We start from the raw sequence: 14,402 nt of genomic DNA, 5'->3' as shown, positions 1-14,402 counted from the left end.
TTCGGGCTTATCCCAACACGATGCTGCGGGCGTTATCAGGCCATTTTCTTTGGGTTACTTTCGACGCGAAGCTAGTCCCGTGGGATCTTTTGGGCCAGCAAAAGAAAAGTGACTCGAGCGGCGGCAGCCGATCGAAACGCCCGCCGCGTCCCACAGGGACTAGCTTCGCGTCGTAGGCGGCACGCTGGCGGGGAGGCGGCAACCAGAAACCGAGGCTCTGGATGACCAGCCATGCGGCTGTTGAAAAGCGCCTCCGGCCTGCGCCGGGATGACAGTCAAAGGCCAAACACCGCTCTAGACCGCGATACGAGCCATAAAAAAAACCCGCCTTTCGGCGGGGTTTTTTCGTCACATCAGGTTGCGACCGTGGAACAACTCCTCAATCTCGCGCCTCAACAGCGACTCAATCCGCTGGCGCTCCTTGAACGAGAGGTCATCCGCATGCGCCTCGAACAGATACGTATCAAGGTCGAAGTCCTTGATGTGCATCTTCGTGTGGAACATGTTTTCCTGGTACACGTTCACGTCGAACATCTCGTACTTCTGGCGGATGTGCTTGGCCAGGTAGTCCTGCACCGAGTTGATCTTGTGATCGATGAAATGCTTCTTGCCCTTCACGTCGCGCGTGAAGCCGCGCACGCGGTAGTCGGCGATGACGATGTCCGATTCGAAGCTGTCGATCAGGTAGTTCAGGGCCTTCAGCGGCGAGATCACGCCGCAGGTGGCGACATCGATGTCCGCGCGGAAGGTCGCAATGCCGTTGTGCGGGTGCGTTTCCGGGTAGGTGTGGACGGTGATGTGGCTCTTGTCCAGGTGCGCGACCACCGCGTCGGAGATCGTGTCGCGGCCGAGCTTTTCCACCACCGGCTCCTCGGAAATGAGGATGGTGACGGATGCGCCTTGCGGATCGTAGTCCTGGCGTGCAATGTTCAGGATGTTGGCACCGATGATTTCGGCCACATCCGTCAGGATCTGGGTCAGGCGATCGGCGTCGTACTGCTCGTCGATGTATTCGATATAACGCTGGCGCTGCTCTTCGGACACCGCATAGCAGATGTCGTAGATGTTGAAGCTCAGGGCCTTCGTCAGATTGTTGAAGCCTTGCAAACGCAGGCGCGGAAGCGGTTTAACCACAACGACTCTCCATGGCCGGGGATGGGGCCAGCAGCAGAGGCGGGTTAGCTACAAGGGTCCCCGCTGGATAATTCGACGTGAAAGCCCGAAGCTTCCACGACCCTTGTGACGGGAGCGCGACAAAGGGATCGCGTCCGAAAGACCGTGAAGTATGCGGCAAAAAAAAGGAAAACTGAACCTCCGGAAGCTCAGGTTAGTTTGCCATAATGCCCGGAGGGGTAAGGTTTGGACTACCGGGGGACGCTTGCGGCCCCCGTTTTGAATCAACGGGATCTCACGTGGCGCAACTCAAATATCAGCTACAGCAGGCTTTTGAACGGTCACAGGCGCCAGCGAATTTCGCTCCGGATCCGGCGTCGATGGAGCGATTTCTTGCGCTTTGCCATCGCCGACGCTACCCGGGCAAGACCGCCATCATTCGTCCGGGCGACCCGGCCAACACGCTTTATTACATCGTGGACGGCTCTTTGGCCGTTTGCACGGAGGACGAGCAAGGCCGCGAACTGATCCTGGCGTACCTGAGCCGGGGCCAGTTCATCGGTGAGATGGGCCTGTTCGTGGAGCAGGCACAGCGCGAGTCCATGGTGCGCACCCGCACCGCTTGCGAGATGGCCGAGATCAGCTATGAGCGCCTGTTCCAGCTGCTGGAAGGCCCGCTCCGCGAGGAATGCCCGAAGATCCTGTTCGCCATCGGTTCCCAGCTGACGCACCGTCTGCTGCGCACCTCGCGCCAGGTCAGCCGCATGGCCTTCATGGACGTGACCAACCGCATCTCCAAGACGCTGCTGGACCTGTGCCAGGAGCCTGATGCGATGACCCACCCGGAAGGCACCCAGATCCGCATATCCCGCCAGGAAGTAAGCCGCATCGTGGGCTGTTCCCGCGAGATGGTGGGTCGCGTGCTCAAGCAGCTCGAGGAACAGCGCATGATCGACGTGGCCGGCAAGACCATCGTGGTGCGCGGCACGCGCTAAGCCTCATCCGGGCTTCGCCCAGACGACGAAACCCGGCCTCGGCCGGGTTTCTTTGTTTCCAGCCTGCCGCAGCCGGACTCAGCCCCGGGGGGCGCCCGCCTTGGCGACCTGGCGATGTTCCGGCTGGTAGATCATGTACACGTCCGCCCGCTCGTAGTGCGAGCCGGCGCGCACCGATGGCTGCAGCACGAAACCGGCCTGCTGGTACATGCGCAGCGCAGTCTTGAGGCGGCTGTTGGATTCCAGGAATAGTTCGTGGCCGCCGCGGCGATGGAATTCGGCGATGGCGGCAGCCAGCAGCACACGCCCGGCGCCCATGCCGCGGAAGGTCTCGTCCACGCCCATCTTGGACAGCTCATAGACGCCCGGCGATTCGCACAGCAGCGCGCAGGTGCCGATGACCTCGCCGGCGAGGCGCGCAAAGAAGATCGCCCCACCCGTCGCCAGCACGTGGCGCTCAGGGTCGCCCAGCATCTCACGGTCGATCTCCTCGATGCGGAAATGGCGCTCCAGCCACTGCGCATTGAGGCGGTAGAAATGCTCTTTCAGGGCCGGCTCGTAGGACACCACTTCCAGTACCGCGGTGGTCAGCGCCGCATATTCGGCCAGCATGGCGTCGACCACGGGACGATCCTGCACGGCCGCCTCGGTGGCAGCCAGGGCATTGAGCAAAGCCTCCAGTTCCTGCTCGCCCAAGGATTTGACGATGCCACGGCGCACCGCGACCCAGATCGGCCCCAGCGCGGATAGGTCGGTACGTCCCTTGGCGGTAAGGCCAAGCAGGCTGCGGCGACCATCCTGGGCATCCTTGTTGCGGCAGACCAGGCCGGCATCGACCAGCTTGTCGGCCAGCTGGCTCACGGCCGAATGGGTTTGCCCGATGGCCTGGGCCACGTCGCTGACGGTCGTCTCGCCGTTCTCCCACAGGAAACGCAGTACCGGGAACCAGCGCGATTCGACGCCGGCTCCGCAGGTGCGGTAGACCTCGTCGACGGCCGTGTAGAAGTGGTCGCTGAGCGACTTGAGCCGGCTGCCGAGCGCCAGCTGGGCGAGCGTAGGGAGATACATCCGACAACCCTCGAACCATGATGAGTAGATATCAACGCGCGTCGCGAAGCCCCTTCCCTTGTGGGAGCGCACCCTGTGCGCGACTGCCCTTGTCGGCAACGTGTCGCAACCTGGTGTCGCGCACAGGGTGCGCTCCCACAACGAGCTGTGGGTTAGAACCAGTCGACGCGGGTAATCGTGCGACCCAGTGCCCGCTCCAGCTTCTTGCAGAGCTTGGGCGTGCCGTTGACCAGGACGGCTTCCGCGGCAGGCTTGAGCATGGGGGCATCGACCAGCGAGTCGCTATAGGCCACATGCCACTCGCCAACCCCGAAAGCCGCCAGCTGCGCGGGTTTGCGGCGACCCACATTGTGCAGCTTCACGCGCATGCCCAGCGGTCCGGGACGCAGCTGCGAAGCCAGCACGTCCACTTCGCCCAGGCCCAGCTGAGACAGGATGTGGCTGACCAGCACGTGCTCGCAGCCGGTGACCACGATGACGCGGTCGCCCGCGGCCTGATGGCGGCGCAAGGCGTTCAGGCCGTCGCGGCAAAATTGCTTGGGGCGACGCGTCAGGCTTGCACCGAACGCTTCGGCCGCCAGGCGGTAGCGACGCTCGTTGAGACCCATCAGACCCACATGGACTAGCGCGCGCTCGGCCAGACGACGCGAAAACGGCACCACCAGCAGCATCCACGGCAGCGCCAGCAAGGCGCCGAACTTGCGCAGCCACGAGCGCTGGAAGCGCTCGCGCATGAACAGATAAAAGGCGTCGCCGTGAATCAGCACGCCATCGAAATCAAACAACACCGTGCGCGGCGCGGCCACGGCTGCTTCCGCCGCTGCCGACTCCAGACCAGTTTCCCCTGTGCTCATGCGTCGACCTGCCTGAGACTCAGGCCGTGGCGAACAGGCGCTTCAGTTCCGCGCCCGGATCGTTGGCGCGCATGAAGGCTTCGCCCACGAGAAAGGCGTTGATGCCCGCCTCGCGCAGCGTGGCGACATCGTCGGGCGTGTGGATGCCCGATTCGCTGACCAGAATGCGGTCGTATTCCATCAGCTGCTGCAGTTCCAGCGAGGTATCGAGCGAGGTGTGGAAGGTGCGCAGATTGCGGTTGTTCACGCCGATCAGCGGCACCGGCAGCGCAAGCGCGCGCTCCAGCTCTTCGGCGTCGTGCACTTCGCACAGCACGTCCAGATCGAGCTCGGCCGCCAGCATCGACAGATCCAGCAGCGCGGAGTCGCTCAGCGCCGCCACGATCAGCAGGATGCAGTCCGCGCCGATCACGCGCGCTTCGTACACCTGGTACGGGTCGATCACGAAATCCTTGCGCAGCACCGGCAGCGAGCAGGCGTCGCGCGCCTGTTGCAGGAAATCTTCGCTGCCCTGGAAAAAATCCTTATCGGTGAGCACCGACAGGCAGGCGGCACCGCCCTGCTCGTAGCTGCGCGCGATCGCGGCGGGATCGAAATCCGGACGGATCAGGCCCTTGCTCGGGCTCGCGCGCTTCACTTCAGCGATGACAGCGGCCTGGCCGGCATCCACCTTCGCCTCGATCGCGGCCGCAAAACCGCGGGTTTCCGGCAGATCGGCCACGCGCGAGGACAGTTCTGCCAGCGGCAGCCTGGCGCTGCGTTCGGCCACTTCTTCAGTCTTGCGGGTGAGGATGCGCTGGAGGATGTCGGTCATGGCAAAAGCTTGCGGGGAAAGGGGATGAAAGTAGCGTGAGCGTCAGGACGCTTCCGCCAGACGCCGTGTGACGGCGACGAAGGCGTCCATTTTTGCACGAGCAGCGCCGCTGGCGATGGTTGAGCGTGCGAGTTCGATGCCTGCGGCGATGGAATCCACCACATTGGCAGCGTACAGCGCAGCGCCCGCATTGAGGCACACGATGTCGTGCGGCACGCCACGACGCCCCTCCAGGGCCTCGAGCAGCATGGCACGCGATTCTTCCGCATTCTCAACGCGCAGATTGCGGCTGGACGCCATGGCGAGGCCGAAATCTTCCGGCTCCACTTCGTATTCGCGCACTTCACCGTCGCGCAGCTCGCCCACCAGGGTGGCCGCGCCCAGCGAGATCTCGTCCATGCCGTCGCGCCCCCACACCACCAGCGCGTGTTTCGCGCCCAGCGCCTGCAGCACGCGCACCTGGATGCCGACCAGATCGGGATGGAACACGCCCATCAAAATATTCGGCGCACCGGCCGGATTGGTCAGCGGTCCGAGGATATTGAACAGCGTGCGTACGCCCATCTCTTTGCGCACCGGCGCCACCACCTTCATCGCAGGATGATGGTTGGGCGCAAACATGAAGCCGATGCCGACTTCCTGCATGCATTGGGCCACTTTTGCGGGCGGCAGATCGATCACTGCGCCCAGCGCTTCGAGCACATCCGCGCTGCCCGACTTGGACGACACGCTGCGACCGCCATGCTTGGCCACGCGCGCACCGGCGGCGGCGGCAACAAACATCGAGGTGGTGGAAATATTGAAGCTCGAGGCACCATCGCCACCGGTGCCGACGATGTCGACGAAGTGCTCGTGCGCAGGCAGTTCCACCTTCGCCGACAGCTCGCGCATCACGCGCGCCGCGCCGGTGATCTCGCCCACGGTTTCCTTCTTCACACGCAGGCCGGTGATGATGGCGGCGGTCATCAGCGGGCTCACTTCGCCGCGCATGATCTGCCCCATCAGCTCGATCATTTCGTCGTGGAAGATCTCGCGATGCTCGATGGTGCGCTGTAGCGCTTCCTGCGGCGTGATGGTGACGCGACGCCCCACGTTGCCTGCCACGTTCATGCCGCGAGCTTCAACGGCAGGCCGAGGAAGTTGCGCAACAAGTCGTGGCCGTATTGGGTGAGGATGGATTCGGGATGGAACTGCACGCCTTCGACCTTCAGCGTCTTGTGGCGCAGGCCCATGATCTCGTCGATGCTGCCGTCGGCGTTTTCCGTCCAGGCGGTCACTTCGAGGCAGTCGGGCAACGACTCCTGCTCCACCACCAGCGAGTGATAGCGCGTCGCCTCGAACGGATCGGGCAGCCCGGCGAACACGCCCTGGCCGCGGTGACGCACCGGTGACGTCTTGCCGTGCATGATCTGCTTGGCGCGGATCACCTTGCCGCCAAACACCTGGCCGATGGCCTGATGACCCAGGCACACGCCGAACACGGGGATCTCACCGGCCAGCTCGCTCAGCACCTGCAGCGACACGCCCGAATCGTCCGGCGTGCCGGGGCCCGGCGAAATCATGATGTGGGAGGGCTTGAGCGCCCGGATGCCGGCTACGTCCAGCGCATCGTTGCGCACCACCTTCACCGCCTGGCCCAGCTCGCCCAGGTACTGCACGAGGTTGAAGGTGAAGCTGTCGTAGTTGTCGATCATGAGAAGCATAGTCGGCCTATCTCATTAAATTGATTGAATTATTTTTGTGCCGACCGTCATCGATACCCCCAACGATACCCCCAATCGCGATTCTCACCCCGTCAGAAGGTCGTCTCGGAATCCCCGTTTGTGCCCATTTCGGCGGCGAACGGTTGTGGCCCAGACGTTGCACTGTAGCGGCAGCGTAGAGGTATGAGGTGCAAGCCGATGACTGGCCCGACCGCAACAAGCGGCCATTCTAGCTGGCTCGGTTGTCGCGCCGCAGCAGACAGGTTCGCGCAATCTGCCGATACAGCGCATGCCGGCGCCGGAGAGGCGTGCGGCTTTTGTCGAAGGAGCCGAGGGAACACCTGGAATGACTAGCAACAAGAAGATCCTGGCCATGATTGAGCGCGTCCAGCGTCACGTGGACGCGATGGACAGCCTGACCGCCGGTATGGTGGCTGGCCTCAAGATGGGTAGCGTGGATCCCGACCACATCGAACTTCTGGTGGCCGCGCTATCGGACACCATTCGCCAGCAGGTGGCCGAGATCCAGGCCGCGCTGGTCGCATCGGGAGAGTGAACGACCACGGACAACAACGGACACAAAGCGCTATATATTGCCCCAATGGGTGGCATCGTCGGAAAAAGGTAATTTTGGTAATTTTTCCGGGAATTTGCTTGTTTTTCCTTTCCAGACAAGGCATTAGCAGGAAGGACAAAAGGTAATCCGAGGGTAATTAAAGGTAATCTGATTACCCTACATAAAGGTAATTTTTTTCTATTTTTTTCCCCATCCAATCAATCACTTATATAGAAAGGTAATTTTTGTCACCCCGAAATTACCTTTCGAGGAAATCCAGTTTATACTAGTAAAATCAGGTACTTAAGTCATGATTGGGGGTACTGATTACCAAAATTACCTTTTTCGGAGACGACTTCGGCGGGCGCTTTTCGTCGCCCTCGGCCTGGACAGCTCACGCTATCGCTGCCGCCTAAGCATCATTCAGCCGTCGCGAGAGCTTCTGCTGAGACTTCGAGAGACGTCATTACTGCCTGATGCACCGCTGCCGGGGCCACGCGTCCCAGTTACACCGAGTCAGAGCGACCTTACAATACTGAGGGTGATTGAAGTGCCGGGAGCGCAGTGAGGATGAGCACGCTTGGAGTTTTGTTTCCTGTCCGAGTTCCTTGGATGATTAGCCCCTCGGTTCCTTACTTGCGTATGGAGTTGAGCGAACAAGAGCAGCCGGCGGCGGCAACATTTATCGGATTCTTCGAGTTGGAGATTGGCTCAAACACAGTCGCGCCGTTTGTTGTTCGTGATCCTGGAGAGTTTGTTCGATCCAACTCTATGAGTGGAGCAGCGCACAGACTCGTGAAAGTGTTGTTTGAAGAGGTAAGTCAAGCGCGAATTTTGCCGGCGGTTTCCGATCTTGAGGTTATCTCTGAGCAACGTTATGACTGGTCAAATGTGCCGAGTGGCATTGACAGTGGAGAAACAGCAGAACAATCCGTGTCGAGAGTGGGGAGCTTGTGGAAGGCAACCGGATTTTGTCCTGATCCAAGGATGTACGAGGTGGGGGATTCGAGCTGGATCAAGGAGCTTGGATTGGATGCGAGTCAATGGCGTCATTACATACTTCTTGGCCATGATGAGTACGTGGAGGTTGTTGCACGTCAATTCGATTGGCAGCCAGGTCAAATAGCATAAGAAGACGCCCGCTCTATGCGGGCGTTTTGTTGTCCCAAATCCAGCTGAAACCGTGAAACCGGGTCAGAGTGGACTTTTTCCTGAGGCCGGCCCTGCACAACCTACCTCACTTCAGTAAGAACGATCCGAGGATTTTCGAGCAACCAGGCGGTACATGGATTCAAATCGACGATGCAGGTGTCGATGCCAATGGTGCGCCGCTGTCCAAAACCGGCATCGTTATCGGCCATTGGCCCACCGATCCAAATTACGGGCTAGAGGAGCCGATGGGTTACGCGAGATCCGCCACCGGAGGTGCTCGCCGCCGGGCACGAGCGATGCATCATCCCTATTCGGCCAGAAAACCTTGACGCATGGCTGGATCCAGATCCCAAGCACCTGGGGGGCGTGTACGCCATCCTGGAGGACCCCATAGACGCCTACTATCAGCACGAGCTAGTTGCCAAGCAAAAGGATAGTTGACCGCCTCAGCGGTTTTCCCCCTCTTCCGCATCAGCAGCCCCGGCGGGGAAATATAAGAGCGAAGTGATTTCCGCCAAGTCTTCCGGAAAAGATCCACGGTGCCGAATCGCTTCATCTTCATGACGAAGATAAAACAGGTATGGCTCAAGCTCCTTAGCGGTCAGCAATATCACTCGCGTCTCAAATCGGCCGTTTGCGGATCGCGCCATAGCGATCTCTTCTGCGGTAAACGGGGCAAGTTTTACCAGCAAGATGAAGGCATCAAAGCGCTTCTTCGGAAGCGCGTCAGCCACACGCCTATTGCATCGCCCCACCTCCCTAAGCATCTGTATCCTAGAAATACAAACCAAAGTGTGACACTACGCTTGAAAGCAGAAGGCTGTATTTTCTGTTTGACCTTCAAGCGGCAACCAGGTTGAAAGCTGCAGAATGGCACGGCGAAAAAAGCTCTAACAACCGTTGACACACTGTTTCAAGCGGAGAGATGCTTAGGCCGTCGCCACAAAATTGGCTACCGGGCTTGGCGGTCCGACAGATCTTTGTACCCTGCGATCAGTCGACTTGAATACTCCGTCGATTGTTTTCAGTCACCTGCAAGCCATGCGCTCCGTCTTTATGGCGGACGGCGCAGGGGAGCCTTCGGGTTCGCCGGGTTTCCCGATCCTCGGTCCGCCAAACCTGCGTCGTCCGTCACCCTGCTTGGCGGTAAGTCAGCGGACAAAACTCGATCGGGATCTACACCATGATCAATCGCCAAACGAATGGGCGTGTGACCTCGTGCGCAGAGATTCTGCGCACTGCACCCATCAACGCCTGCCTCCAGGAACTTCGATCCGCAGGAGTTGCGCTGTCTGCTGCCAACGCCGCCATCACCGCCGGGCTGCATGCGCAGATGCTAAGTGGAGGAGACGTTTCTGAGCTATTAGCGAGCGTCATCGACCGGATGGACCGGGCAATCTCAGAAGCCAGCTTTGTAATCACCGGACAACGATGCGAAAGGTGAGCATCCGGGCTGTCCCACAGAATTGCCACCTACGAATTGAATGTGTAACGGCGACTGCCACATCCAAAATCCAACCTCTCTAGCAACCTCTAGGACGGGACCATGCAACAGGATCAGCAGAAAGAATTTGACCGCGGACTGACCATAGAAGAAGTCAAGGAGCGTACTGGCCTGGGAAAGACCAAGATCTACGCAATGATTAAGGCCGGAGAGTTTCCCCGACCGGGCAAATTCGGAACAGCATCACGCTGGTCCGAGATTGCGGTCACACGCGTTATAAACCGTATTCTCAACCCAGAAGAAACCTAAGCGACGACGTCGGCGGAATACGCGGCCGCGATCGCGTCGAGCTCATCGGCGTACCACTGCATCATATGGCGTCGCTCTTCTAGATACTTCGCGTGGTTGTATGAGCGCTTCGTCTTCTTCTGTTCGACGTGTGCTAGCTGCATTTCCACCACCTCTTCGCGATAGCCCTTTTCATACAGCATAGTCGAGGCTGTGGCTCGAAAATCGTGACCGGTCACCTTGCTGCTGGCATAGCCCATGCGTTCGAGCGCGCGGTTGACTGTGGTTGCGCCCATCATGTCACGGGGTCGACGGATGTTGGGAAAGAGAAACTGACCAGCGCCTGTGAGCAGACGTAATTCATCGAGGACTCGCTTGACTTGCGCAGATATAGGAACCAAATGGACCCGCCTTTTCTTCATCTTGGCCGCAGGAATCGTCCACACCATGTTCTCGAGATCAAATTCGGACCATTCAGCCTTGCGCATCTCCACAGTACGGACAAAAGTGTACGCCATCAGCTGCAACGCGCATTTTGTTGAGAGTACACCGCCATATGCGCTGATCCGGTTCATGAGCAGACCAATGTCACCGCGCACGAGTGCTTTCGCATGCTGCACGGGCGGCCTCAATACCACTCCCTTGAGCGGGGCGGCCGGGTCTGAACTGCACCGCCCTGATCGCACCGCCAAGAGAAAGATCTGAGACGCCCACTGACGTAAATTGATGGCTACCGTCGGCGCCCCGCGATGCACGACGCGGGTTAGAAGGTCAAGAACATCCATCGGCGTGATTGCACCGATCGGGAGTAACCCCAGCGCCGGAAGTAAATCGCCATCGAGACCTGCTCGGACCTGCGCCGCGTAATATGGCGTCCAAGCTTGGGCTTCTATCTTCTTGGCGTACCACTCTTCAGCGATCACTCTGAATGTCATCGCCTCCGCCAGTTCTCTGGCGGCCGCTTCTGCCCTGAGCATGGCTAAGGGGTGCTCGCCCCTCATCACGCGCTCCTTAGCCTCAGCATGCTTGCGCCGGGCTTCTAAAATGCCAGTGGCTGGATACTTACCTACCGAGAAGATGTTTTCCCGCCCATCCAAACGGTACTTATACCGCCACAATTTGGCGCCTTTCGGCGTAACCGCAAGATAGAGGCCACCGGTGTCCGAAATCTTGTAAAGGCTTTCCCGCGGCTTCGCTGCGCGAATCTTCGCTTCGTTAATGGCCATCCGTGTGCACACATGAGGTCGATGGGTCCAATAATAAATTCACCTCGGGTAGAAAGTGGACACCAACTTACCGCCATCTTGCCCGCCCCCCCCCCACGCTGCCACCTCAGTCCTGGCGATCCTGGCGCTGTTGGGCGGCAAGTTCCTCAACATCAGCTGGCTGGATCCCGTCATGGGTTTCGTCGGCTCCGTGCTGGTCGCACAATGGGCCGATAGCCTGATCAAGCAGTCCGGCCGCGTTCTGCTTGATGCCGAGATGGATGGCCGATGTCCTGCACCATGGTCAGCGCAAGGCTGCGTTCGTCGGTGGACGGCTCGCCCTGCCCTGCCGGCAGGCGCAATGCCGCCACGCCGAGGTGGTTGTCGTCGCTGCCCAGCGGCAACACCCAGCAGGGCGCCGCGTTGAGCGTGTCGGTGAAACGGCCCGCTTGTTCCGAGTGTTTCTCGCTCCACTCGGCCGCGCCCAGGTCCTGCGAGGTCAGGTCAAAATCGCGCGGCGACGACGCCACTACGCGCAACACCTGGCTCGCGTCGCGCGCCAACACCGCCACCTCGCATCGCATGACATGGGCCAGGGCGGCGGCGCCCACGCGACGGATGCCCTCGGCATCCGTACTGGTGGAAAGCCTTTGTCCCAGCGCGAGCAAGGCGCGTGCCTGGGCATGAGCCGTGCGCAAGGACTCCACCTGGCTGGCCAGCTTGGTGGCCAAGCGGCTCGCCACCAGGGCTGCGACGAGGAACAGGCTTACCGGGCAAACACGGCTCAGGGGCGATGTCGCTAGTGCGCTACATGGTGAGCAACAAACTAAGAGAACGTCAGGCGTTGGCTAGAGAAGCCATGCTCGCTTGCATGGAGCTGGGATCCGCGTAGCCGACGTAGGCGCACGAGTCTGCTTCGGGTTGCGGTTTCAGCCGGTCGTTGCAACACACTAAAGACTGCGCGAGCAGCGGGAGTGTTGCAAGATGTCCCAACGACTGAAGATTCGCTACACCGACACCATTCTGCGGTTCGCCGGATTCTGTCGGAGACCGGCGGCATCCGACCCGCGGTGCGCCATCGGTCCGAGCGAGTGCTGACGCTGGCCGAGCGCGAAGAGATTTCAAGGGCGTTGATGGCTGGCCAATCGATCCGTGCTGTCGCCACGCGACTGAATCAGGCGCCGTCGACCATCAGCCGGGAGATCCGACGCAACGGTGGGAAGGATCACTATCGAGCTAGCCGCGCTGACCAGCAGGCCTGGGGGCGCGAGGGATTAAACGATGGTTGCAAGGCCACGCCGCAAGCGGCATGAACCTACGGCGTCATCCCGAAGGCGAACCTTCTTCGTCGTTGCGCCATCGGTTCTCGAAGACCATGGTTTCCAACGGTTGGCGCTCGGCCCATTTCTGCTGTTGAAGCATGGGTTCGCTGTAGAACTCGCCCACGTGACCCAGGCACAATACAGCGACCGGGCGGGCGCCGAGCGGAAGCGCCAGCAATTGCCCTAGCTGTGCGGGATCGAACAACGACACCCACCCCATGCCGACGCCTTCGGCGCGCGCTGCGAGCCAGAGGTTCTGAATGGCGCACGCGACGGACGCCAGATCCATTTCAGGCATCGTGCGCCGGCCAAAAACGTGCGCCTCTCGGCGGTCCATCAAGGCGGCGACTAGTAGCTCGCCGCATTCCAGCACGCCTTCCACCTTCAGCCGCATGAAATCGTCCTGGCGTTCACCGAGCGCCACGGCGGTAAGCCGGCGCTCTTCATCCACCAGACGATAGACGCTCTGCCGAAGCTCCTGGTCCGTAATGCGAATGAAGCGCCACGGCTGCATGAAACCCACGCTCGGCCCGAGATGCGCCGCCCGAAGTAAACGCCCGAGCAGAGCCGGATCCAGGCCACCGGAAAGAAAGTGCCGCATGTCGCGACGTTCTTCGATAACGCGATAGACGGCTGCAATATCGCTGTCGGTGTAGCGTCTCATATGTGCAGGCTTCGGGCGGGTGGCGGGTGGCGGGTGGCGGGTGGCGGGTGGCGGGTGGCGGGTGGCGGATGGCGGATGGCGGATGGCGGATGGCGGATGGCGGCGAAAGGCTAGCAGACGCGACGCTTGCGCGTCGAAACGCCAAAATTCATGCCTTCAGCGCCCCACCATTGCGCGCAATCTCACGACTGATGGTCGAAGGCGCGCGCCCCAGCAAGACGGCGACGGCGCGGATGCCATGGCTCGCCACCAAAACGCATGAAAAGCCCTTACTCGGGCGGCACAAACTCGCACCTCGGAAACGCCTGCTCTAGCACGTCAAGAAATGCCCTCACTTTGGCACCGACCAGGCGACGCGAGTTTCGAAGTGCCCAGATCTCCACCGGTGGACGGTCATCGGTTCCCCAGTGGACCAACTTGCCCGAGCGGACATCCTCTTCGACCAAGAGCTTTGGCAACATGGCGACGCCTGCGCCAGCCCGCACGGCCTCGTGAACCATCAGCAATGACGAAAGCCGCAAGGCTTCACGCACGCTCAGGTTCAAAGGCTCGCCGGCGGGCGAATGGAATTGCCATGCAAGATCGTCGGGCGTGCGTGAGTAGATGACGCCGGGCACCGCGGTGTCCGCGTCGACTGCGGGCATGGTTATCTGCGGATGCGCCACGACCCACCGCTGGTCATCAAGGATGCGCCGCCCCACGAGCCGTTCGTCAGGCGATGGATTGACGCGTATGACGAGGTCAAAGCCATCTTCGACGGGGTCCCTTTTGCGGTCGTCGACGTCGATTTCCAGCTGCACGTCTGGGTAGGCCAACGCGAAGCGCGCTGCTACTTGCCCCAAGGCGACATGTGCCAGCACAACGGGCGCGCTCACACGAAGCCGCCCTCGGGGCGTGGATGCGCCCAACGTGACGACCTCTTGGGCTTCGGCGATTTCCGCAAGCGGTCCCTGCGTGCGCTCGAACAGCGCGCGACCTTCCTCGGTCAGCCGCAGGCTCTGGGTGCCACGTTCGATCAGGCGCACACCCAGGCTTTGTTCCAGCTCGGTCACGCGACGCGACAACGTGGCCTTCGAGCGCCCGCTGACGCGGCTTGCCCGCCCAAACCCGCCGTGCGAAGCCACCAGGGCGAAATCGGTCAGGGCTTTGAGGTCCATAGCTGTTCCGATTTTGAGACGAAATGTCTAGATATTGGTGGCTTCCGAGCAAGTATGGAACCCCTTA

Annotated in this window: 16 protein-coding genes and 2 pseudogenes; 7 read left to right on the top strand and 11 right to left on the bottom strand. The window is 60.8% G+C overall.

What is annotated here, in order from left to right:
* Nucleotides 1-348: 348 nt before the first annotated feature.
* Complete coding sequence (gene speD, locus AC1DKY_RS20615; protein WP_019465856.1) at nt 349-1,134, bottom strand: adenosylmethionine decarboxylase; 786 nt, start codon at nt 1,132-1,134, stop codon at nt 349-351.
* 278 nt (nt 1,135-1,412) lie between these two features.
* Here speD and crp point away from each other — a divergent pair, with 278 nt between their 5' ends.
* Complete coding sequence (crp, locus tag AC1DKY_RS20610; RefSeq protein ID WP_441605488.1) at nt 1,413-2,108, top strand: cAMP-activated global transcriptional regulator CRP; 696 nt, start codon at nt 1,413-1,415, stop codon at nt 2,106-2,108.
* Nucleotides 2,109-2,186: 78 nt separating this feature from the next.
* On the opposite strand, the gene AC1DKY_RS20605 is transcribed toward crp, so the two are convergent.
* The 5 genes from AC1DKY_RS20605 to AC1DKY_RS20585 form a co-directional block, all read right to left on the bottom strand.
* A complete protein-coding gene (locus tag AC1DKY_RS20605; protein WP_441605487.1) occupies nt 2,187-3,176 on the bottom strand; it encodes a bifunctional helix-turn-helix transcriptional regulator/GNAT family N-acetyltransferase in 990 nt (329 codons plus the stop codon).
* 152 nt (nt 3,177-3,328) lie between these two features.
* Nucleotides 3,329-4,030 carry an HAD family hydrolase gene (locus AC1DKY_RS20600; RefSeq protein WP_441605486.1) on the bottom strand — a complete coding sequence of 234 codons (702 nt, stop codon included), beginning with the start codon at nt 4,028-4,030 and terminating at the stop codon, nt 3,329-3,331.
* A gap of 19 nt (nt 4,031-4,049) precedes the next feature.
* Nucleotides 4,050-4,844: an indole-3-glycerol phosphate synthase TrpC gene (gene trpC / locus AC1DKY_RS20595; protein WP_441605485.1), complete on the bottom strand. Its 795-nt coding sequence runs from the start codon at nt 4,842-4,844 to the stop codon at nt 4,050-4,052.
* 42 nt (nt 4,845-4,886) lie between these two features.
* Nucleotides 4,887-5,954, bottom strand: coding sequence for an anthranilate phosphoribosyltransferase (gene trpD / locus AC1DKY_RS20590; RefSeq protein WP_441605484.1), 1,068 nt, complete (start codon nt 5,952-5,954; stop codon nt 4,887-4,889).
* Complete coding sequence (locus AC1DKY_RS20585; protein ID WP_441605483.1) at nt 5,951-6,547, bottom strand: anthranilate synthase component II; 597 nt, start codon at nt 6,545-6,547, stop codon at nt 5,951-5,953. Before AC1DKY_RS20585 ends, trpD begins: the two co-directional genes overlap by 4 nt.
* A 346-nt stretch (nt 6,548-6,893) precedes the next feature.
* Here AC1DKY_RS20585 and AC1DKY_RS20580 point away from each other — a divergent pair, with 346 nt between their 5' ends.
* Both AC1DKY_RS20580 and AC1DKY_RS20575 read left to right on the top strand, forming a co-directional pair.
* Entirely contained in the window at nt 6,894-7,103 is a 210-nt protein-coding gene (locus AC1DKY_RS20580; protein WP_441605482.1) for a hypothetical protein, read from the top strand.
* A gap of 570 nt (nt 7,104-7,673) precedes the next feature.
* The gene (locus tag AC1DKY_RS20575; protein WP_441605481.1) at nt 7,674-8,234 is read left to right on the top strand and encodes a hypothetical protein; all 561 of its coding nucleotides are present in this window, start codon (nt 7,674-7,676) and stop codon (nt 8,232-8,234) included.
* Between the two features lie 467 nt (nt 8,235-8,701).
* Here AC1DKY_RS20575 and AC1DKY_RS20570 read toward each other — a convergent pair whose 3' ends face one another.
* Nucleotides 8,702-8,989 (bottom strand): hypothetical protein, encoded by a 288-nt coding sequence (locus AC1DKY_RS20570; RefSeq protein ID WP_477180038.1) that lies wholly within the window; start codon nt 8,987-8,989, stop codon nt 8,702-8,704.
* Nucleotides 8,990-9,438: 449 nt separating this feature from the next.
* Between AC1DKY_RS20570 and AC1DKY_RS20565 the strand changes: the two genes are divergently transcribed.
* Together AC1DKY_RS20565 and AC1DKY_RS20560 are read left to right on the top strand one after the other, a co-directional pair.
* Nucleotides 9,439-9,699, top strand: a complete 261-nt coding sequence (locus AC1DKY_RS20565; protein WP_441605478.1) for a hypothetical protein — start codon at nt 9,439-9,441, stop codon at nt 9,697-9,699.
* A 102-nt stretch (nt 9,700-9,801) separates the two neighbouring features.
* The gene (locus AC1DKY_RS20560; protein ID WP_441605477.1) at nt 9,802-10,008 is read left to right on the top strand and encodes a helix-turn-helix transcriptional regulator; all 207 of its coding nucleotides are present in this window, start codon (nt 9,802-9,804) and stop codon (nt 10,006-10,008) included.
* Here AC1DKY_RS20560 and AC1DKY_RS20555 read toward each other — a convergent pair.
* Nucleotides 10,005-11,213: a tyrosine-type recombinase/integrase gene (locus AC1DKY_RS20555; RefSeq protein ID WP_441605476.1), complete on the bottom strand. Its 1,209-nt coding sequence runs from the start codon at nt 11,211-11,213 to the stop codon at nt 10,005-10,007. The two genes, AC1DKY_RS20560 and AC1DKY_RS20555, sit on opposite strands and share 4 nt — an antisense overlap.
* Nucleotides 11,214-11,310: 97 nt before the next feature.
* Between AC1DKY_RS20555 and AC1DKY_RS20550 the strand changes: the two are divergent.
* Nucleotides 11,311-11,543 (top strand): annotated as a pseudogene (locus AC1DKY_RS20550) (cation transporter); the annotation flags it as partial.
* Between the two features lie 623 nt (nt 11,544-12,166).
* Nucleotides 12,167-12,484, top strand: a pseudogene (locus AC1DKY_RS20545) (helix-turn-helix domain-containing protein); the annotation flags it as partial.
* Nucleotides 12,485-12,515: 31 nt separating this feature from the next.
* Here AC1DKY_RS20545 and bluB read toward each other — a convergent pair.
* The 3 genes from bluB to AC1DKY_RS20530 all read right to left on the bottom strand — a co-directional run bounded on the left by bluB (nt 12,516) and on the right by AC1DKY_RS20530 (nt 14,335).
* Entirely contained in the window at nt 12,516-13,178 is a 663-nt protein-coding gene (gene bluB / locus AC1DKY_RS20540) for a 5,6-dimethylbenzimidazole synthase (protein WP_441605475.1), read from the bottom strand.
* Between the two features lie 148 nt (nt 13,179-13,326).
* A complete protein-coding gene (locus tag AC1DKY_RS20535) occupies nt 13,327-13,428 on the bottom strand; it encodes a helix-turn-helix domain-containing protein (RefSeq protein WP_441605474.1) in 102 nt (33 codons plus the stop codon).
* A gap of 19 nt (nt 13,429-13,447) precedes the next feature.
* Nucleotides 13,448-14,335, bottom strand: coding sequence for a LysR family transcriptional regulator (locus AC1DKY_RS20530; protein WP_441605473.1), 888 nt, complete (start codon nt 14,333-14,335; stop codon nt 13,448-13,450).
* Nucleotides 14,336-14,402: the final 67 nt, after the last annotated feature.

Source organism: Dyella sp. 01N448, from assembly GCF_056399225.1.
Note: the sequence above shows the minus strand (reverse complement) of the source record. Positions and strands in the feature narration are given on the sequence as shown.